Annotated in this window: 18 protein-coding genes; 9 read left to right on the top strand and 9 right to left on the bottom strand. The window is 64.1% G+C overall.

Features of this window, described 5'->3' with window-relative positions; all coding sequences use genetic code 11:
* Positions 1 to 26: 26 nt before the first annotated feature.
* The 4 genes from AC5PZ0_RS13240 to AC5PZ0_RS13225 form a co-directional block, all read right to left on the bottom strand.
* Positions 27 to 728, bottom strand: a complete 702-nt coding sequence (locus AC5PZ0_RS13240) for a YoaK family protein (protein ID WP_493855152.1) — start codon at positions 726 to 728, stop codon at positions 27 to 29.
* A 2-nt stretch (positions 729 to 730) separates the two neighbouring features.
* Complete coding sequence (locus AC5PZ0_RS13235) at positions 731 to 1360, bottom strand: riboflavin synthase subunit alpha (RefSeq protein ID WP_493855151.1); 630 nt, start codon at positions 1358 to 1360, stop codon at positions 731 to 733.
* Positions 1361 to 1443: 83 nt separating this feature from the next.
* Positions 1444 to 3510: a maltose alpha-D-glucosyltransferase gene (treS, locus tag AC5PZ0_RS13230; protein WP_493855150.1), complete on the bottom strand. Its 2067-nt coding sequence runs from the start codon at positions 3508 to 3510 to the stop codon at positions 1444 to 1446.
* Positions 3511 to 3665: 155 nt separating this feature from the next.
* Positions 3666 to 4583, bottom strand: a complete 918-nt coding sequence (locus AC5PZ0_RS13225; protein WP_027593499.1) for a LysR family transcriptional regulator — start codon at positions 4581 to 4583, stop codon at positions 3666 to 3668.
* Between the two features lie 120 nt (positions 4584 to 4703).
* Here AC5PZ0_RS13225 and AC5PZ0_RS13220 point away from each other — a divergent pair, with 120 nt between their 5' ends.
* The 3 genes from AC5PZ0_RS13220 (at position 4704) to AC5PZ0_RS13210 (ending at position 7411) form a co-directional block, all read left to right on the top strand.
* Positions 4704 to 5462, top strand: a complete 759-nt coding sequence (locus AC5PZ0_RS13220) for a 5-oxoprolinase subunit PxpA (RefSeq protein ID WP_493855205.1) — start codon at positions 4704 to 4706, stop codon at positions 5460 to 5462.
* Positions 5463 to 5555: 93 nt separating this feature from the next.
* On the top strand, positions 5556 to 6443 hold the full coding sequence (locus AC5PZ0_RS13215) for a 5-oxoprolinase subunit B family protein (RefSeq protein WP_027593497.1): 888 nt from the start codon (positions 5556 to 5558) through the stop codon (positions 6441 to 6443).
* Positions 6440 to 7411, top strand: a complete 972-nt coding sequence (locus tag AC5PZ0_RS13210; RefSeq protein ID WP_027593496.1) for a 5-oxoprolinase subunit C family protein — start codon at positions 6440 to 6442, stop codon at positions 7409 to 7411. Before AC5PZ0_RS13215 ends, AC5PZ0_RS13210 begins: the two co-directional genes overlap by 4 nt.
* A 27-nt stretch (positions 7412 to 7438) precedes the next feature.
* Here AC5PZ0_RS13210 and AC5PZ0_RS13205 read toward each other — a convergent pair whose 3' ends face one another.
* Positions 7439 to 8305: a TIGR03915 family putative DNA repair protein gene (locus tag AC5PZ0_RS13205; protein ID WP_186703545.1), complete on the bottom strand. Its 867-nt coding sequence runs from the start codon at positions 8303 to 8305 to the stop codon at positions 7439 to 7441.
* The gene (locus AC5PZ0_RS13200; RefSeq protein WP_493855149.1) at positions 8296 to 9516 is read right to left on the bottom strand and encodes a putative DNA modification/repair radical SAM protein; all 1221 of its coding nucleotides are present in this window, start codon (positions 9514 to 9516) and stop codon (positions 8296 to 8298) included. The genes AC5PZ0_RS13205 and AC5PZ0_RS13200 overlap by 10 nt, the downstream gene beginning before the upstream one ends.
* Before the next feature lie 156 nt (positions 9517 to 9672).
* Between AC5PZ0_RS13200 and mqo the strand changes: the two genes are divergently transcribed.
* The 3 genes from mqo to AC5PZ0_RS13185 all read left to right on the top strand — a co-directional run bounded on the left by mqo (position 9673) and on the right by AC5PZ0_RS13185 (position 13372).
* A complete protein-coding gene (gene mqo, locus AC5PZ0_RS13195; RefSeq protein ID WP_493855148.1) occupies positions 9673 to 11253 on the top strand; it encodes a malate dehydrogenase (quinone) in 1581 nt (526 codons plus the stop codon).
* A 276-nt stretch (positions 11254 to 11529) separates the two neighbouring features.
* Positions 11530 to 12576 (top strand): class I SAM-dependent methyltransferase, encoded by a 1047-nt coding sequence (locus AC5PZ0_RS13190; RefSeq protein ID WP_027593492.1) that lies wholly within the window; start codon positions 11530 to 11532, stop codon positions 12574 to 12576.
* A 100-nt stretch (positions 12577 to 12676) separates the two neighbouring features.
* Positions 12677 to 13372, top strand: coding sequence for a tRNA (adenine(22)-N(1))-methyltransferase (locus AC5PZ0_RS13185; protein ID WP_493855147.1), 696 nt, complete (start codon positions 12677 to 12679; stop codon positions 13370 to 13372).
* Position 13373: 1 nt separating this feature from the next.
* On the opposite strand, the gene AC5PZ0_RS13180 is transcribed toward AC5PZ0_RS13185, so the two are convergent.
* Positions 13374 to 13637 carry a DUF2790 domain-containing protein gene (locus tag AC5PZ0_RS13180; protein WP_238213487.1) on the bottom strand — a complete coding sequence of 88 codons (264 nt, stop codon included), beginning with the start codon at positions 13635 to 13637 and terminating at the stop codon, positions 13374 to 13376.
* A gap of 125 nt (positions 13638 to 13762) precedes the next feature.
* On the opposite strand from AC5PZ0_RS13180, the gene AC5PZ0_RS13175 reads away from it, so the two are divergent.
* Entirely contained in the window at positions 13763 to 14695 is a 933-nt protein-coding gene (locus tag AC5PZ0_RS13175) for a LysR family transcriptional regulator (RefSeq protein WP_027593489.1), read from the top strand.
* A gap of 64 nt (positions 14696 to 14759) precedes the next feature.
* On the opposite strand, the gene AC5PZ0_RS13170 is transcribed toward AC5PZ0_RS13175, so the two are convergent.
* Together AC5PZ0_RS13170 and AC5PZ0_RS13165 are read right to left on the bottom strand one after the other, a co-directional pair.
* The gene (locus tag AC5PZ0_RS13170) at positions 14760 to 15911 is read right to left on the bottom strand and encodes an acyl-CoA dehydrogenase family protein (protein ID WP_099429168.1); all 1152 of its coding nucleotides are present in this window, start codon (positions 15909 to 15911) and stop codon (positions 14760 to 14762) included.
* 16 nt (positions 15912 to 15927) lie between these two features.
* Complete coding sequence (locus AC5PZ0_RS13165) at positions 15928 to 16998, bottom strand: enoyl-CoA hydratase/isomerase family protein (protein WP_493855146.1); 1071 nt, start codon at positions 16996 to 16998, stop codon at positions 15928 to 15930.
* Positions 16999 to 17536: 538 nt separating this feature from the next.
* Here AC5PZ0_RS13165 and mdcA point away from each other — a divergent pair.
* Positions 17537 to 19198: a malonate decarboxylase subunit alpha gene (gene mdcA / locus AC5PZ0_RS13160; RefSeq protein WP_027593486.1), complete on the top strand. Its 1662-nt coding sequence runs from the start codon at positions 17537 to 17539 to the stop codon at positions 19196 to 19198.
* Positions 19198 to 20154: a triphosphoribosyl-dephospho-CoA synthase gene (locus AC5PZ0_RS13155; protein ID WP_493855145.1), complete on the top strand. Its 957-nt coding sequence runs from the start codon at positions 19198 to 19200 to the stop codon at positions 20152 to 20154. The genes mdcA and AC5PZ0_RS13155 overlap by 1 nt, the downstream gene beginning before the upstream one ends.
* Position 20155: the final 1 nt, after the last annotated feature.

Here is a 20155-nt window from a genome sequence, read left to right as displayed (position 1 = left end):
TTTTCGGCGCTACCCGCAGCGTTTGATCAACGCGGCATGTAGCCGCGTTGCCAAGAGCGCGGAATGAACCGTGTCACCAAGGCCAGCAGGCACGCCAGCGCGCAACTGCCTGCCAGCGCCTGCAGGCCCAGTTGGTGCTCAAGCCAGGCGCCCAGTGCGGCGCCCAGCAGCATGCCAGCCCAAGGCACCAGCTGTACCCGCCAGCCGTTGCGCCGCTCGCCCAGCAACCAGCGCCCCAAGCCGCGGCCGAAGCGGGACAGGGCGCCGGTGACATAGGTCAGGCCGATCGGCAGGCCATTCACTTGTTCAACCACGGCATTGATCATGCCCATCGCCAGCGTCGCTGCCAGCAGCGCCGGAAAGGTCGCGGGCAGCGGCCAGGCCGCCGCCATGCCAAGCAGAACGGCGACCATCAGCAGCACCGGCCAGGCGCGGCGTCGGCAGGCCCGGGCCAGCATCACCCCCAGCGCGTTGCCTGCGACAAAGCCGAGCACCGCGCCACTCAGGCGCAGCACCATGGCCAGGTCCGCCTCGCTGATGGCCACTGCCAGACGGGTGGTGTTGCCACTCATGAACGACACGAAATCACCCAGCGCCAGCAGGCCGATGGCATCGGTCATGCCGGCCAGTACCGACAGCGCAGCGACCAGCCCCAGGCCCACGCGACCGCGCAGGGCCTGCAGCTTCAGCCGTCGTGCGTTGCGGGCGGGCAGTGCGTTGGGCAGCATGCTCAGCGCAGCAGTGTTTCGCGGGCCAGCGTGCCTTTGAGCGTTCGCTCGACCACATCGACCAGCACCATGGTCTGGTGGTCCACTTCGATGTTGAGCAGCTGGCCAGCCTTGTAGTGGGCGAAGGTGGTCTGGCGCAAGGTCTCGGGGATCAGGTTGATGGTGATGACATTGTCATCGACATCGGCGACGGTCAGGCTGCAACCGTTGACCCCCAGGAAGCCGCGGGGGAATACGTACTTGGCCCATTGCGCTGGCATGCGGAAACGGATGAACGCACCGGTCTCTTCGATCACCTGTTCGACGATCTCGGCGGTGGTGGCGATGTGCCCGGCCATCAGGTGGCCGCCAACCTCCGCGTTCATCTTCGCCGAGCGCTCGATGTTCACGCCTTGGCCGGCCGTCAGGCAGCGCAGGTTGGTGCGTTCGAGGGTGGCATTCATGGCGTCGAACTTCACCTGGGTGCCGTCGATCTCGGTGACGGACAGGCACGTGCCCTCGACACTGACGCTGGCGCCGATCTTGAGGTCGTCGAGCAGTTCAGGGGTGAGGTCGACGGTGAACTGCCGGTGGCCTGGGTAAGGGGTCACAGCAAGCAGCGGGCGAACGGCCTGGACGATGCCGGTGTACATGGAAATTGCTCCTGGGCACGGGAAAATGAAGTCCCCCGGAAACTATGCCTCTGAAGCGGTAAAAGCAAGGCGGCCGCCGCCCTTCAAACATGCCCGCTGCTGCTCACGATGCGCAGGCACAGCGCCTCGTACGGCTCCAGGTTGACCATCAAGCGCCCATCTTCAGTCAAATCCCCCTCGACCGTCTCGTTGATCATGTCCACCACCGTTCCCGGTGTGAAGCCGGTCAAGAGCAGCTCCTCGGCAATGACCGTCTGGCCAAAGTTCAGTGCGCTGATCTGGATGCCGCGCCCCGCTGGCAGCTCGTGCACCATCACCAGCAACCCAGGGCTGCTGACCTCGGGCACCAGCACTTGGCGGCTGGTGGCGATGCCGTAGGCCTGGCGCACGGCCAGCAGTTTTTTCACCTTGCTGGCGAACGAGTCGCTGCTCTCGAGCTGGCTGTCGAGGCTGCCGTAGAGCGCCCGCGCCCGGGGCATGCCGCGCACCGACGCCTCAGCGTCGGGGGCGAGCCCGGCCAGGTCGTAGCCGCCACGGTGGATCCAGCGGGTGTCGCCATCGAGCATCCGTTCGGCCACCGCCTCGGCAGGCAAGGGCAGGGCGCCGACCAGGTCCCAGCCGGACAGTGCGACCACGCCGGGCTGCATGGCGTTGTACATCACCAGCAGCAGGTGGATTTTCTGGATGCGCTCGATATCCGCTGCGTCGATCTGCTCAAGGTCGCGGATACCCAGCGCGGCGGTGATCAGGCTGGCAGTGGTGCAACTGATGCCATTGGTGACGAAGCGCAAGTTGTAGGGGGCATGTTCGCCAGACAGGCGCTCATAGATTTCTTCGCGTATGTGCTCGCGCAAGATACTGCCAGGCAGGGTCTGGCCCTTGAACAGGTACATGTCGTGGGCATGCAGGGTCCAGAAGTGCACCAGTTCGACGGTCAGCTCGTCATGGTTTTGCAGGGCGTGGATCAAGGAAGCCGGGTCGATGCCAAACGCGTGCATTTCCTTGAGCATCAGGCGCAGGAACTCGGTGTCGCCGGTCAGCAGTGCATGCTGATAGGCGGGGCGGGTGATGAAGTCATAGGACAGATCGGCGCCGCCCGTGGACATCTGGGCTATGTCGTCGATTGTCAGGTTAAGCTCCTGAAAGCTGAACCCGCCCGCCTTGCGAATCATGCCGCCAATCAACTGGTTGCCGACGATCGACAGCGGGTGGCTTTCGGACCAGGCGGTGCCCTGGAGCCGCGTTTCCACCCCGAGAAAACCATTGGCATCCAGGCGCAGGCCCCGCGCGCCCAGGCAGTCCAGCGCATGCAGGGCATCCCCGATGATCATCTGCTGGGCGGCGAAGGTTGGGTCGAGCCAGTTGAGCGACGGCTGCCCTTCCTTGAAGTAGTGCAGGTACACCCAGCGCCGGGTCTTGCCATCGACGCCGGTGATGGGCGGGGTGACGCTCCAGTCGGTCTCCTTGACCCCTGGCTCGAAGAAGATCACCCGCTGCAACTGGCCGACGATGTAGTGGCGGGCCTTGAGCTCGTCGCACACAGCCGGCAATAGGTTGACCGCATCACGGCCTGCGGGCACCTCGGGCAGCAGCGGCCAGTCTTCCTCGCGCACTTCGATCATGTGGTAGAGCCCAGGGTAGGCCCCGTGGGCCAGCTCAGCCAGGCGGAAGTCGGCACCTTTGCCGGTGTGCGAAGGGATCAGGTCATCGATGGTCACAGCGTTGTGCGCAGCGGCCATGCGGCTCATCTGGATCAAGTCCTGCTCGCTGCCGTAGAGCGGGTCGATGTCAAAGCTGATGCGGTCGAAGTTACCGTCCACGCTGGGGGTAAACTCGCGGCCACGCACGCCGCCGGACTGTTTGATCGGGCCAGTGTGCACGCCTTGTATGCCAATTTCCGACAAACGCTTCCACAGCGCCTCGTGGGCCAAGGCCGCCAGCACCGAGCAACCCTCGGGGGCAATGATGGCGTCTGGGTAGACCGTCAGCCACACCGAGGCGATTTCAGTGGCGCGGCGGGGCTGGGCTTCGGCGTAGGGGTTCTGCCATAGGCGCGATTGACCCGAATACAGGCGGGCCCGTTCCTGGGAGGCCTTGAGCATGGAACGGTCTTCGAGCCACTTGATGTATGACGGGTCGGGTTGGGTCATCTCGCGTCCTCTCTGCGTGTCGGCACCGGCCACAGTTATGACGGCGTTGCAGGCGGAACGTTCGGCGTGAAACGGAGTGGCTGCAATCTTCAAGCTTGCGTCGCCCCAGTGGGAGCCGGCTTGCCGGCGATTGGGCTGCAAAGCAGCCCCCCGGTTCAACGCCGCGCCGACAGCTGCTGCGGTGCCAGAAATGCACCATGAAAGTAGTTGCGCAACGCCTGCATCGCCGGGCTGAACGCCCGCTCGCGATGCCAGGCCAGGCCCACGCTCATCGGCGTGACCGGGTCGCTAATGGTCACCGTTTCGATCCGCTTGCCTTCCAGCGACCAGGGCCTGTGCACCAAATCAGAGAGGATCGCCACGCCGCTGCCATTGGCAACCATGCTGCGCACGGCCTCCACCGAGCTGGTCCGCACGCGCACGCTGGGCCGCTGCCCGGCCTGCTCCCAGTAACGCATGGCACTTTGTTCGGCTTCGTCCACGGTCAGCAGAATGAACGGTTCGCTGGCCACATCGGCCAGGCTCACCGCCGAGCGCTCGCACAGCGGGTGGTGGCCGGGCAGCCACAGCCGGCGCTCGGAGTTGAACAGGGTTTCCGAGACGATATCCGGGTGGGTGAGGTTGGCGGTGAGCACCACCGCCATGTCGAAGCGCCCCTCCAGCAGCCCTTGCTCGATCGCGCTGCGCTCCTGCTCATGCACTTCCAGGGTCACGTCCGGGTGCCAGTGTTCGAGGCGTTGCAGGTGGTGTGGCAAGAAGTAGCCAATCACCGTATAGCTCGCCGCCAGGCGCAGCAGGCCGCTGGCGCGCACGTCTGGCAGCGGGCTGTTCAGCGCATCGTCGACGCTGCGCAAAATCACGTAGGCGCGGTTCAGAAAGTGCCGGCCCGCCTCGGTCAGGCTCATGCCCTGGGCCGAGCGCTGGAACAGCAGCACGCCGAGCATCGCCTCGAGTTCCTTGATTGCGGTGGTCACCGCCGACTGGGAAATGTTCAGGTGGATCGCCGCCTGTGAAATCTGGCCGATCTCGGCAGTGGCGACGAAGTAGCGGACCTGGCGCAGGGTCAATGACACGGTTGGCTCCCGGTGTATCTGATTTTCAGAAGACACCCTATCTGTTTATAGATCTTCCCAAGGGGGTGTGGAAAATCTAACGTGGCTTGCATGCAGTCACAAGTGCCAGGAGATACGTTCATGCAGGTGGTGGATTTCAATTCGGACATGGGTGAGGGCTTCGGCCCGTGGACCATCGGTGATGGCGTCGACAACGAGCTGATGGCTTTTATCAGCTCGGCCAACATCGCCACCGGCTTCCATGCCGGCGACCCCGGCACCATGCGCCGCACCGTCGAGCGGGCCAAGGCGCTGGGCGTGGGCGTCGGTGCACACCCAGGCTTTCGTGACCTGGTCGGTTTCGGCCGCCGGCACATCAATGCCACCGCCCAGGAGCTGGTCGACGACATCCTGTATCAACTGGGTGCGCTGCGTGAAATCGCCCGTGCGCAAGGTGTGACCTTGCAGCACATCAAGCCCCACGGCGCGTTGTACATGCACCTGGCGCGCGATGAGGTGGCGGCCCGGCTGTTGGTGCAGAACCTGCGCGTGGTCGAGCCGCAATTGTTGTTGTACTGCATGCCAGGCTCGGTGATCTGCCGTATTGCCCAAGAACTTGGCCAGCCGGTGGTGCGCGAGTTCTATGCCGACCGCGAGTACGATATGAGCGGCTCCATCGTGTTCACCCGCAACGTGCGCGGCTACCAACCCGAGGCCGTCGCCGAGCGCGTGCTGCGCGCTTGCCAGCAAGGCCTGGTGCGTACGGTCGAGGGGCAGGACCTGGCCATCACGTTCGATTCCATTTGCCTGCACAGCGATACCCCCGGCGCGCTCGACCTGGTCGAGGCAACGCGCAAGGCGCTGGATCAGGCCGGTATCGAGGTGCGTGCGCCACGCTGAGTTTTACCGGCACCTGGCGCACCTAGGCCGGGGCCGCTGCATCGATTTGATTTCGCCTGCCTTTCTATAAAGATTCCAAGAAAAGGAACAGTCATGGCCGAGCCGGTTGCTTCTACCCCGATCCGCTACAGCTTCGGTGCCGACGAGCACCTGTTTGCCGAAGTCAGTGACAGCATGTCGCTGGAGGCCTTTTTCAAAGGCATGGCCGTCACCCGCGCGGTGGAACGGCTTGGCCTGGAGGGCGTCCTCGACGTGTGCCTGGCCAACGCGTCGTTCCAGATCCGCTTCGACCCTGACCGTATTGCCCCCGAGGCCCTGCTCGAAGCCGTACGCGGCGCCGAGGCAGAGGCGGTGGCCGAGCGCTCGCTGCACACCCGCATCATCGAAATCCCGGTGCTGTACAACGACCCTTGGACCCACGAAACCCTGATGCGTTTTCGCGATCGCCACCAGGACCCGAGCAGCACCGACCTTGAGTATGCGGCGCGGGTCAACGGCCTGGCCGATGTCGAGGCGTTCATCGCTGCCCACAGCGGCGCGCCCTGGTTCGTGTCGATGGTCGGCTTCGTCGCCGGCCTGCCGTTCATGTTCCAGATGGTCGAGCGCGAGCGGCAACTGCAGGTGCCCAAGTACCTGCGCCCACGCACCGACACGCCCAAGCTGACCCTCGGCCATGGCGGTTGCTTCGGTTGCATCTACTCGGTGCGCGGGGCGGGGGGCTACCAGATGTTTGGCGTCACCCCGGCACCGATCTACGACCCGCAGCAGACGCTGGCCTACCTCAAGGCGCACATGGTGTTCTTCCGCCCGGGTGACATCGTGCAGTTCAAGCCGATCGACCGCCGCGCCTATGACCAGGCGGTGGCGGATGTGGAAGACGGTTGCTTCAACCTGCGCATTCGTCCGGTGGCGTTCTCCCTGGATGCCTTCCTCGCCGACCCAGTCGGCTACCCCAAGACGCTGCAGGAGGTGCTGGCATGATCAAGGTACTCAAACCCGGCCTGGCAACCTCGGTACAGGACCTCGGTCGCGAGGGGTATTACCACCTGGGCATTCCGCCTTCCGGGGCGCTTGACCAGTACGCTTTGAGCGCAGCCAACCATCTGGTCGGCAACCCGGCAGGCGCCGCGGGGCTTGAATGCGCGCTGGTGGGCCCAGAACTTGAGTTCCAGCAGGATGCGCTGGTGGCAGTGTGCGGCGCGCAGATGCCGGCATTGCTCGACGGCCGTGAGCAGCGCCCCGACACCGCGTTCGCGGTCAGGGCAGGGCAGGTGTTGCGCTTCGGTTTCCCCACGGCGGGTGCCCGGGCGTACCTGGCCGTCGCCGGGGGTATCGATGTGCCCGAGGTGCTCGGCAGCCGATCGACCTACGCGCTGGGGGCCTTGGGTGGGCACCATGGGCGAAAGTTGCTGGCAGGCGATGTGCTGCCAGTCGGTGTGCCCAGCGGCAAGACCCGCGCCGGCGCAAGCCTGCCGATGGCGTTGCGACAGTCGCTGGGTGGCGAAGTGGTGTTGCGGGTGGTCCCAGGCTTGTATTTCCATCGCCTGACCGACGCAGCAGCGCAGCGCTTCTTTACCGAGGCGTGGACCGTCGGCTCCGAGGCAGACCGAATCGGCTACCGCTACAAAGGCGGCAGCCCATTGAGTTTCCAGCCGCGTGAGCAGCCGTTTGGCGCCGGCTCGGACCCCTCGAACATCGTCGACAGCTGCTACCCGATCGGCTCGATCCAGGTGCCGGCGGGGCTGGAGCCGATCATTCTGCACCGCGATGCGGTGTCCGGAGGCGGGTACGCCATGATCGGCACCGTGATCAGTGCCGACCTGGACCTGGTCGGGCAGATGCAGCCTAATCAGCAGGCGCGTTTTTTGCCGGTGAGCCTGGAGCAGGCGCTGGAGGCGCGGCGGTCGTACAAGAAGAAGCTGGGGTGTGTTGCCAGGCTGTTTGGCTGAGTGCTGGGGCGGGATCTTGCTTGCCCGTTATCGGTCAGAGGATTTCGGTATTCTCTGGCCGTTCTCGTTTATTTGCTTACCGCGCTGCGCAGCCACCTCCAGCGCCTGCCCATCCCGCTGCTTACCCTGGCGCGCCAGGCCTTCGAGCTGGGGTATCAGCATCCCTTCCGGCAAATGCCGCCAGAACCGCCCCGGCATGTGCAGGCGCAGCGCGTCCGGGTTGAGGCGGGCGGGGTTGAAGGTGTGGCGATAGTAGGTGCGCCACAGCTCGGCGCCGGGGTCGTCGGCATTGCGTGCCCATTGCCGCCACTCGTCAGGGCAGGTGCGCCGGTAGTCGAAGGCCTGGCCGTCGAAGCGGATAGCGTCGGCGGGGGTGGCGATCAACCAGCGTTGCCGGCCCAGGCGGTCGGCGAAATGCGCACTGGCACTGTGCAGGATGTCGTGGGCGGGTTCGTAATAGGCGACCAGGTCCAGTTGCAGCTGCTGCGCCAACGCTTCGGGTAGCGGCACGAAGCGTACAAAGGCATGCAGGTGATGGGCTTCACGGCTGACCTGTTTGATGCGCCGGTGCAATTCGCTGCCCAGGCGATCGCCGGCCAGCATCGCGGTGCGGTCACCATGGGCCACGCGCCAGAGCACTTCGTACAGCAGGTTCCAGCGTTGCTCGCCGCGGTAGCAGGCTGCCTGCTCCAGCTGGCTCAGTAGCGCTGCTGGCACTTTGCCGCGAAACGGGCCGGGGCCTTGGGGCAGCGGTGCAGGGATGGCCAGCAGATCATCGATCGGGCCTTGTGACCAGGTGACGTCGGCTGGGTCAATGCCATGGCCCAGCAGCGTTCGGGCTTGGTCACGCCAGGTGGCGAAGCTGTCATCGCAGTTGAGCGCGATCATCCCCATAACCCCATTTGCACCGGTGCCTGGGGTTCGCGCAGGCGTTCGCGCAGCAGGCCGCTGCGCAGCTCGGCCTGGGCCGGGCGGTAGTCACTGGTGACGATGAATGGGCGCGCTTTGTCCAGCACGCAGCGCAGTTGAATCAGGTCGTCGTAGCGGATGCGCCGCTCTCGTCGCAGCGCTACCAAACGCTGCACGCTGCGCAGGCCGATGCCCGGGATGCGTGCCAGCAGGGCTGGCTCGGCGCGGTTCACATCCAGCGGGAAGACCTCACGGTTGGCCAGCGCCCACGCAAGCTTCGGGTCGATGTCCAGTGCCAGGTTGCCGCTTTGCGCCAGCAGTTCGCCGGCCTTGTAGCCATAGCCACGCAGCAGGAAGTCGGCTTGGTACAGGCGGTGTTCCCGCAGCAGCGGCGGCGCTGCCAGGGGCACACTGTCGGGGCTGTCGGGGATCGGGCTGAAAGCCGAGTAGTACACGCGCTTGAGGCCGTAGCCCTGGTACAAGGACTCGGCATTGCGCAGCAGGGTGCTGTCGTCGGTGGCGTCTGCGCCGACGATGACCTGGGTGCTTTGCCCGGCCGGGGTAAAGCGCGGCGCCTTGGGTTCGTTGGCCACCGCTTGCTGGCCGTGGTGAATGACCGCCATGGCCTGGCGGATGGTGTGCGCGTGTTTCTCAGGGGCCAGGCGCTTGAGGCTGGCGTCGGTCGGTAACTCAATGTTGACGCTCAGGCGGTCGGCCAGGCGCCCGGCTTCTTCGATCAGCAGCGGGTCGGCATCGGGGATGGTCTTGAGGTGGATGTAGCCGCGGAAGTTGTGCTCCTCGCGCAGCAGGCGTGCCACGCGGATCAATTGCTCCATGGTGTAGTCGGCCGAGCGGATGATGCCCGAACTGAGAAACAGGCCGCTGATGCAGTTGCGCCGGTAGAAGTCGAGGGTCAGGCGCACCACCTCTTCTGAGGTAAAGCGCGCCCGCGGCACGTTGCTGGAGCGCCGGTTGACGCAGTACTGGCAATCGTAGAGGCAGAAGTTGGTCAGCAACACCTTGAGCAGCGATACGCAGCGCCCGTCCGGGGTATAGCTGTGGCAAATGCCCATGCCATCGGTGGCACCCAGGCCTTCGCTGCCGCGCGAACTACGCTTGGGGGCACCGCTGCTGGCGCAGGAAGCATCGTACTTGGCGGCGTCGGCAAGAATGCCGAGTTTGGCGATGAGTTGCATGGCGGCTGACTCGAAACACTGAATATTCATACAGTATTTTGAGAATGCCCTGATTGCAAGCCCCATCGATGAAGGCCGTGGATCAATGCCCGAGTAAATCCGTCAGCTAAGCTTGTGCTGGACTTACGGACAGCAACGAGGCGCGCGGGAGAGGACATGAAAATCACGATCGAAGCGAAGCGGGCGCTGGCCGGCCTGGCGCTGGCCATGGGGTTGGGCGCAGTCATGCTCAACGCCCAGGCCGCAGAAACCAAAAAGGTCGATGTACTGCTGGTGGGCGGCGGCATCATGAGTTCGACCCTGGCTATCTGGCTCAACGAGCTGGAGCCCGGCTGGTCGATGGAGATGGTCGAGCGCCTGGACAAGGTGGCCGAAGAAAGCTCCAACGGCTGGAACAACGCCGGTACCGGCCACTCGGCCTTGGCAGAGCTGAACTACACGCCAGAAAAAGATGGCAAGATCGACATCAGTAAGGCCGTGGAGATCAACGAGTCATTCCAGATCACCCGCCAATTCCTTGCCTGGCAGGTCAAGCAGGGCGTATTGAAGAACCCCCATTCCTTTATCAACACCACGCCGCACATGAGCTTCGTCTGGGGCGACGACAACATTCGCTTCCTGAAGAAACGTTATGAGGCGTTGCAAGCCAGCCCGCTGTTCAAGCCCATGCAGTATTCCGAAGACCACGAACAGATCCGCAAATGGGTGCCCTTGATGATGGAGGGCCGCGACCCCAATCAGAAACTGGCCGTGACCTGGACGCCGATCGGTACCGACGTCAACTTTGGCGAGATCACTCGGCAGTATGTGGGTTACCTGCAGACTCGGCCTAACTTCGACCTCAAGCTGTCGAGCGAGGTACAGGACATCACCCGCAACGCCGACGGCTCCTGGCATGTCGAGTACAAGAACCTGAAAGATGGCAGCCAGGCGGCCACCGATGCCAAGTTCCTGTTCATCGGCGCCGGCGGCGCGGCGCTGCCCCTGTTGCAGAAGTCGGGCATCGATGAAGCCAAGGACTATGCCGGCTTCCCGGTCGGTGGTTCGTTCCTGGTCACCGATAACCCGGCCATTGCCCAGCGCCACATGGCCAAGGCCTATGGCATTGCGGCAACCGGCGCGCCGCCGATGTCGGTACCGCACCTGGACACCCGTGTCCTCGATGGCAAGCGCATGATCCTGTTCGGGCCGTTTGCTACCTTCTCGACCAAGTTCCTCAAGCAGGGCTCGTTGCTCGACCTGTTCGCCAGCGCCAGTGTGCACAACGCCTGGCCGATGGTGAGGGTAGGGGTACGTGAGTTCGATCTGGTGCAATACCTGGTCGGTCAGGTTTTGCAGTCGGACGATGACCGCTTCGAAGCGCTGCGCACCTACTTCCCCGAGGCCAAGAAGGAAGACTGGCGCCTGTGGCAAGCCGGCCAGCGGGTGCAGATCATCAAGAAGGACGAGGCCCAGGGTGGGGTGCTCAAGTTGGGTACCGAAGTGGTCACGTCCAAGGACGGCAGCATCGCCGGCCTGCTTGGGGCCTCACCGGGTGCCTCGACCGCGCCGCCGATCATGCTGGATGTGTTGAACAAGGTGTTCAAGGACAAGGTGGCCTCGCCGCAGTGGCAAGCGAAGATCAAGCAGATCGTGCCGTCTTACGGCATTCGCCTGAACGAGCACCCGGACAGGGTGCAGCAGGAGTGGACGTATACCAATGAGGTGTTGCAGCTGAATCCACCGTCAGTACCGTAAACAGGCCGAATGCGCTGTAGGAGCAGCCTTGTGCTGCGAAAGGGCCGGTCTGGCTATTGAGGATGTTGTTGCCGCACAGGCCTCTTCGCAGCACAAGGCTGCTCCTACAAAAGCGCGCGCACTCTGCAGGCTGCGCTTGGCTGAATGTTGTCCATCTACACTTACACAGCACATCACGGCGAATGTCGTGGTGAGCGAATTAATCACCGGACCACCGCCCCCTCGGACCCGGACTTCCCTCGTCGACGGTGGCCTTCTTGCAGAGGAGGGCAGGTCATGGACGAGGCACGGCTTCACGAATTCATGGGCAAGCTGGTGGGTGACATGGGCGCTGCGGCGACCCTGGCCAATGTCATTCTGGGCGACGAGCTCGGGCTGTACCGGGCGATGGCCGACAGCCTGCCGACCACCCCCGACGCGCTCGCGGCCAAGACCGGTTGCCACCCGCGCCTGGTGCGCGAATGGCTCAATGCCCAGGCGGCGTCGGGCTACATGGTGCATGACAAGGGCAGTTTCGTGCTGCCCGAAGAACAGGCCATGGCCCTGGCGCTGGAGGATTCGCCGGCCTACATGGCCGGTGGCGCCGCGGTGGTGGCGGCGCTGTTTCACGACAAAGACAAGCTGGTTGCGGCCATGCGTGGCGACGGCGGATTAGCGTGGGGCGACCACCACCCGTGCATGTTCAGCGGCACCGAGCGGTTCTTCCGGCCGGGTTATCGGACGTTTCTGGTGGCCGAGTGGCTGCCGGCGCTGGACGGGGTAGTGGCGAAACTGCAAGCGGGCGCCAAGGTGGCCGATGTGGGCTGTGGCCATGGCGCCTCGACGTTGGTCATGGCCCAGGCGTTTCCTGCATCGACCTTTGTCGGCTACGACTATCACGGGCCATCCATCGCCACCGCCAACCAGCGCGCCGAAGAGGCGGGGTTGGGCGCGCGGGTGCATTTCCAGCAGGCCACCGCTAAGGACTACCCCGGCCACGACCATGACCTGGTGTGTTTCTTCGATTGCCTGCACGACATGGGGGACCCAGTGGGCGCGGCGCGCCATGCCTACCGTGCCTTGAAGGCTGACGGCACGGTGATGCTGGTGGAACCGTATGCCGAAGACTCGCTGGAGGGCAACCTGACGCCGGTTGGGCGCTTGTTCTACGCAGCGTCGACGTTTATCTGCACGCCGAACTCGCTGTCTCAGGAGGTGGGATTGGGGTTGGGTGCCCAGGCCGGGGAGGCACGGCTGCGGGCGGTGTTCGAAGAGGCGGGGTTCACTCGGTTCCGGCGTGCGACGCAGACACCGTTCAACCTGATCCTGGAGGCGCGTAAATAGCCGCTGCCCTTGCCGCAACCGGGCCATTCGGCTTTTACGCATTGTAATGCCGCGCCCTGATCGTCAGAATCGCGCCCGGTTGTCGAGCAAGGGGCTTACGTTGAACGAACAGACACTCTCCATGCGCCTGGAGCGCGTGGCGGCGCATGTGCCACACGGCGCGCGCCTGGCCGATATCGGCTCGGACCACGGTTACTTGCCGGTAGCGTTGATGCTGCGCGGCACTATCGAAGCGGGCGTGGCCGGTGAAGTGGCGCAGACGCCCTTTGCCTCCGCTCAGCGCAATGTGCGCCGCAATGGCTTGGAAGCACGCATCACCATTCGCCTGGCCGATGGGCTGGAAGCGATCGAAATAAATGACCGGATCTCTGCCGTCAGTCTCTGCGGCATGGGCGGCGACACCCTGTGCGAAATTCTGGAACGCGGCAAGCATCGCTTGAACGGCACCGAGCGCCTGATCCTGCAACCCAACGGCGGCGAGTGCGCGCTGCGGGGCTGGCTAATGACCAATGGCTATCGCATCGTCAGCGAAGAGTTGCTGCGGGAGAACCGCTTCGACTACGAAATCATCGTCGCCGAACCGTGTGAGGCAGTGGTGTATACCGCCGAAGAACTGTACTTCGGCCCACTGTTGATGCGCGAGAAAAGCCCAGCGTTCATGACCAAATGGCAGCGCATGTTGCGTCAGAAGCAGCAGACGTTGGCCAACTTCGAACGCGCCCGGGATGCAATCCCACAGGAAAAGCGCGACGATTTCGCCCGGCAAATCACCTGGATCAACCAGGTATTGGCCTGACTCACTGCTGCGAGCAGTTACCCATTTCCCGGTAGTTGATTTCGCGGGTGTGGCCTTGATGGTCGACGTAGACCATGTGCGCGGTGCCAACCTGGCAATCGGCTGCATTGCTGGCTGGGGTGATGGAGATGACTTTGGCCACATCCAGCGGCATGCCGTATTCGTAGTTGCTGTTGGCAACAGGCTGGTTAGACCCCGCGTCAGCCAAGGCGCCGAACGAGGCGAGGGCAGCGGTAACGGCAAGCACAGCGATCGAACGTTTCATGGCAGGTTCCTTTTTCGATGTTTTACCAATGATGCATTCATTGGTGATCCACAATAAATGGGCTAACCCGTGATAGATTCCTGCCTTGAACGTAAGAATAAGATTGAACAAGGAGCCCATCCCTCATGGACATGCTGCATGCCATGCGTACCTTCACCCGGGTGGTGGAGTGCGGCAGCTTTGCGGCGGCTGCCAATGCCCTGGATATTTCAGCGGCGCAGGTGTCGCGCATCGTTGCCGAGCTTGAAAACCAGCTACAGACCCGTCTGCTGCACCGCACCACGCGCCGTTTGCGCATGAGCGAGGCGGGCGAGCGTTTTCTTGAGCGCGCCCGGCAAATCATGTTGTTGACCGAAGAAGCCGTGGGCGAAGCGCGCGGCGCGCACCTCACGCCCCGTGGCCGCTTGCGCCTGCATTGCCCGCACGGCCTGGGCCTGCTGCTGATGCCGCTGGTGGCGGGCTACAACGCGCTGTGCCCGGAGGTGGTGGTCGAATTGACCCTGTCCCAACGCAACCCTGACCCGCTGGCTGAAGGGCATGACGTGGTGATCACCGTGGACGGGGCCTTGCCGGACTCGCAATTGATCGCAGTGCCCTTGGGCGACATCTTCAGCATCCCCTGTGCCGCGCCCAGCTACCTGGAAACCTTTGGGGTACCCGAGAGGCCGGAAGACCTGCATGATCATCGTTGCCTGCGCATGGCGTATCCGATGTATGAAGGCGACTGGGTATTCCCGCAAGGCGTCGATCAGTGCGTGATTGCGCCGCGAGACAGCTTCCTGACCAACGTAGCCGACGCCATGCTGCTGGCCAGCGAGTTGGGCATGGGCATCGGGCTGTTGCCGTTCTACACCGCCAGCCAGGCCATCGAGCAGGGGCGTTTGCGCCGGCTGCTGGCCCCGTATCGCCTGCGCGAGTGTGCGCTGTACGCGATCTACCCGTCGCGGCACTACCTGGATGCCAAGGTGCGTACCTGGATCGACTACCTCAAGGAACAGCTACCCGCGCTGTTCGAGGCCCATGCGCGGATAGTGGATGATGAGCGGTACTGGCGCTGAAACGGGCTGATTTAGCTGGAACCTGTGGGGCTGGCTTGCCGGCGCCCACAGGTTTGGCGACTCGCTACAGCGGATAGTGCTTGAGCTCCCGGGCAATCAGCATCCGCTGGATCTCGCTCGAGCCTTCGTAGATCTGCGTGATCCGTGCGTCGCGGTAATAGCGTTCCACCGGGTAATCCTCCAGGTAGCCATAGCCACCATGCACCTGGATGGCCATGGAACATACCCGCTCGGCCATTTCCGACGCGAACAGCTTGGCCTGCGAAGCCTCCGACAGGCACGGCTTGCCGGCGCTGCGCAAGCGGGCCGCATGCAGGATCAGCAGGCGTGCGGCATTCACCTGTACCTGCATGTCGGCCAGCAGGTTGGCGATGCTCTGGTGTTCGTTGATCGGCTTGCCGAACTGCACCCGATCACGGGAGTAGACCAGCGCGGCTTCGAACGCGGCGCGGGCGATACCCAATGCCTGCGCGGCAATGCCGATACGCCCACCTTCGAGGTTGGACAAGGCGATGGCCAGGCCCTTGCCTCGCTCACCGAGCATATTGGCAGCCGGGATGCGGCAGTTGTCGAAGGTCACCGCGCAGGTATCCGAGGCGCGGATGCCCATCTTGTGCTCGCTGCGGTCAACCTTGAAGCCAGGGTTGTCAGTGGGTACCAGGAAAGCCGACAGGCCTTTCTTGCCCAGTTCCGGGTCGGTCACCGCAAAGACGATCGCCAGGCCCGCTCGGCGGGCATTGCTGACAAACTGCTTGGACCCGTTGATTACCCATTCGCCCTCCACGCGTTCGGCGCGGGTGCGCAGGTTGTGCGCCTCGGAGCCGGCCTGGGGTTCGGTCAGGCAGAAGCAGCCAATCACCTCGCCCGTGGCCAGGCGTGGCAACCAAGCCTGTTGCTGTTCGGCTGTGCCATAAGCCAGCAACGGGCCGCAGCCCACCGAGTTGTGGATGCTCATCATCGCCCCGGTGGCGCCGCAGCCAGCGGCGATTTCTTCCACGGCCAGGGCGTAGGCGACGTAATCGGTGTAGCTGCCGCCGAAGGCTTCAGGCACCACCATGCCGAGCAGCCCCAGCTCGCCCATCTTGCGGACCACGCCATCATCGATCCAGCCGGCTTTTTCCCAGGCCTGGGCATGGGGCGCGATTTCGCCACGGGAAAAGTCCCGGGCCATGTCGCGGATCATGATCTGCTCTTCGCTCAGTTCCAGGTCTTGCATCTGTGTACTCCCGGGCTCACAGGCCTTCGAAGAATTGGTCGACCCGCTGGCGCTCGAGCTCGGCCAGGGTGGGCGGGTTCCAGCGGGGCTGCTTGTCCTTGTCGATGATCAGGGCACGCACGCCCTCGATGATGTCGCCGTACTGGAACCACTGGCGGTCCAGGTGCAGCTCCATGGCAAAGCACGCCTCAAGTGCCAGGTGGCGACCGCGGCGCAGCATTTCCAGCGTAACCGCCATGGCCAGTGGCGAGCGGCTTTCCAGCTGGTCGGCGGTTGCCAGGGCCCATGGGTGGCTGTCGCCGATGCTGACGGTGCGCAGTTGCTCGATGATCGCTGGCAGGTCGGGGAGGGCAAAAAAGTGGTCGATGACCGGGCGCAGCTTCTCCAGCGGCGCGTCATCCAGCACCTGAGTGCCGAGCTTGGCCAGCAGGCCTTGCAGGTCCTTGAGCGGGTGGTCGCCAAAGGTCAGGCGGTCCAGGCCCTGGTCGAGTGCGGTGAGTTTATCGCAGGGCACATGCCAGTCGGCGAGCCCGCAATACAGCGCGTCGGCGGCCTGGATCTGGGTGCCAGTGACACCGAGGTAAGTGCCCAACTCGCCAGGGAGGCGTGAGAGGAAATAGCTGCCGCCCACATCCGGGAAATAGCCGATGCCGACTTCCGGCATGCCCAGCCGGCTGCGTTCGGTCACCACCCGCAGGTCACAGCCTTGAGCCAGGCCCATGCCGCCGCCGAGGGTGAAGCCGTCCATCAGCACCAGCACCGGTTTGCGGTAATGATGGATGCACAGGTCGAGCGCGTATTCCTCGACGAAAAAGTCTTCATGCAGGCGTTCTGCGTTTTTGTAGCTGTCGTGCAGCGAGCGGATATCGCCACCGGCGCAAAAACCTTTTGGGCCCGCACCACGCAGTATCACTGCGCGCACCTGCGGGTCGTCTGCCCATTGCTCGAAGTGCTGGCGCAGGCTGCGCACCATATCCAGGGTCAGGGCATTGAGGCCGGCGGGGCGGTTCAGGGTCAGGTGGCCAATCTGGTTGCGGACTTCAGCCAAGACATGATCCGTTGCCGAAGTGTAAGCATGCGCGGTCATCGCGTTCTCCCTGCTTTGTTATTGATTTTCCAAGTGAAGTCTGGAGTTCGCTGGAGGATCACTGGATCCTGTCATGCGAATTTGTCGTGCACAATCGGCAAATCTGCAGGGGTGTTCTGCATTTTTGCCTTGTGTTCAGGTTAAGCCTTGCAGCGCCTGGGAGATCGAGCGCCGCCCGCGCGGCGCATCGCGAGCAACGCTCGCTCCTACGTTTGTTTCGGGCCAGTGCGGCCTGTGCCATTTGCGCGCGACCGCCTTGTTTGTCCGACACGATATCAAGGTGCGCACAAAGGGGCCGCGCGCCCATGCCACAGGAATAAATGGCCCGAAACAGATGTGGGAGCAGCCTTGTGCTGCGAAGCGCCGCGCGGGCGGCGCTCGATCTGCGCCCCCCCACTAATATCACGCCATACACCCCCAAGCCCACCCCACCCTCAATTCATTAACCTGAGCGTAACGATCACCCATCCAGCTTGATTGATGCACCCTCACGCCTCGCCCTAAGGTGGCTCCACGACAGCGAACCCGTGGAGTCACCATGACAACAACCAAGAATCCACCGCCGCAATGGTCGCGGCGGCGCGCCGAGAAGCAGCGCCGCCTCGACCGGGTCCGCCATCTCGCCGACGGCGTGGTGCTGCCCACCGCGCATATCGTCGAGGCACTGGAACTGTTACTCGCCCCCGGCGACCGGGTGGTGCTGGAAGGCAACAACCAGAAGCAGGCCGATTTTCTCTCCCGCTCACTGGCCAAGGTCGACCCGGCGCGGCTGCACGATTTGCACATGATCATGCCCAGCGTCAGCCGTGCCGAACACCTCGACCTGTTCGAGCGGGGCATCGCCCGCAAGCTCGACTTCTCGTTCGCCGGGCCACAGAGCCTGCGCATCGGGCAACTGCTGGAAGACGGCCTGCTCGAAGTCGGCGCCATCCATACCTACATCGAGCTGTACTCCCGGCTGCTGGTCGACCTCATCCCCAACGTGACCCTGGTCGCGGGCTTCATGGCCGACCGGGATGGCAACCTCTATACCGGCCCCAGCACCGAAGACACCCCAGCCCTGGTCGAACCCGCCGCCTTCAGTGACGGCATCGTCATTGCCCAGGTCAACCAATTGGTGGAGCGGGTCGACGACCTGCCGCGCGTCGATATCCCCGCGTCCTGGGTCGACTTCGTGGTGGTCGCCGACCAGCCGTTCTACATCGAGCCGCTGTTCACCCGCGACCCACGCCACATCAAGCCGGTGCATGTGCTGATGGCGATGATGGCGATCCGTGGCATCTATGAAAAACACCAGGTGCAGTCGCTGAACCATGGCATTGGGTTCAATACCGCAGCCATCGAGCTGATCTTGCCGACCTATGGCGAATCCCTTGGCCTGAAAGGCAAAATTTGCCGCAACTGGACGCTCAACCCCCACCCCACGCTGATTCCCGCTATCGAAACGGGTTGGGTCGAGAGCGTGCATTGTTTTGGTACTGAACTGGGCATGGAAGACTACATCGCCCAACGCCCGGACGTGTTTTTCACCGGCCGCGACGGCTCGCTGCGCTCCAACCGCATGATGTGCCAGCTGGCGGGGCAGTACGCTGTCGACCTGTTTATCGGCGCCACGTTGCAAGTGGATGGCGACGGCCATTCTTCGACCGTGACCCGCGGCCGCCTGGCGGGCTTTGGCGGTGCGCCGAACATGGGCCACGACCCCCGTGGGCGCCGCCACGCGACACCGGCCTGGCTCGACATGACCGTGCCCGAAACAATGCTCGAGCGCGGCCGCAAGCTGGTGGTGCAGATGGTCGAGACCTACCAGGAGGGCGGCAAGCCCACCTTCGTCGAAACCCTCGATGCGGTCGAAGTGGCGAAAAAAGCCGGCATGCCGCTGGCACCGGTGATGATCTACGGCGACGACGTTACCCACTTGCTCACCGAAGAAGGCATCGCTTACCTGTACAAGGCGCGCAGCCTTGAGGAGCGCCAGCAGATGATTGCAGCCGTGGCCGGTGTCACCGCCATTGGCTTGCGGCATGACCCCAAAGACACCCAGCGCCTGCGCCAGCAGGGCCTGGTGGCGTTGCCCGAGGACTTGGGCATTCGCCGAACCGATGCCAGCCGTGAACTGCTGGCTGCGCGCAGCATCGCCGACCTGGTGGAATGGTCCGGTGGCCTGTACAACCCACCCGCACGGTTCAGGAGCTGGTGATGAAAGTACTCGACCTGCAATCGCAAGGGCTGCTTCGCGAGCAAGTTCGCTCCTACAGGTATGTCACGGGCCTTGAAGCCATTGGGGGCTCTGTGGGAGCGGGCTTGCCCGCGAAGAGGGCTGAACAGACAACCGAAATCCCTCTGGCCGACCACCTGGCGGATTTGGCAGTAGAAGCCCTGATCGACGAAGCCGACCTGTCGCCCAAACCGGGCCTGGTAGACCGCCGCAGCAACGGTGCGCACACCGACATGACGCTGGCGTTGATGCATGCGTCGGCGCTGGCCCTGTGGCCGTGCCTGCGGCAGATGGCCGAAGCGGCCGGGGCCATTGGCGGCGTCGGCCAGCCCTTGCGCACTGCGCTAGGCCGCATAGGCCGCGAAGGCGAGGCCGCGATGCTGGCGACCACCGGCGGGGTGAATACCCACCGAGGCGCGATCTGGGCCCTGGGGCTGCTGGTGGCGGCCCGTGCCCTGGGTCCCCACGCTGACCCGTGCGCAGTGGCGGCCCGCGCCGGGCGCATCGCGCTGATCGACGACCCGGGCGCAACCTCGGAAGACAGCCATGGTGCCCAGGTAAGGCGCCGGTATGGCAGCGGCGGTGCCCGTGAACAGGCGCAATTGGGCTTCCCAGCGGTTATCGCGCATGGCCTGCCACAGCTGCAGCGCAGCCGTGCCTTAGGTGCCAGCGAAACCCACGCGCGGCTCGATGCCTTGCTGGCGATCATGGCGGCGCTGGCCGACACCTGCGTGCTTTGGCGCGCCGGGCCACAAGGGCTGGCCACGGTCCAGCAGGGGGCCCGCGCCGTCCTGGACGCCGGTGGCAGCGCCACGCTGGACGGGCGCCGGCAACTGCGCCTTTTGGATGAACACTTGCTGCAACTGAATGCCTCTCCGGGTGGCGCTGCCGATCTGTTGGCGGCCTGCCTGTTCCTCGACAAAGCCGGGAGCCTGTGAC

The sequence above is a fragment of the Pseudomonas sp. 5.2 genome (assembly GCF_059025405.1).
Note: the sequence above shows the minus strand (reverse complement) of the source record. Positions and strands in the feature narration are given on the sequence as shown.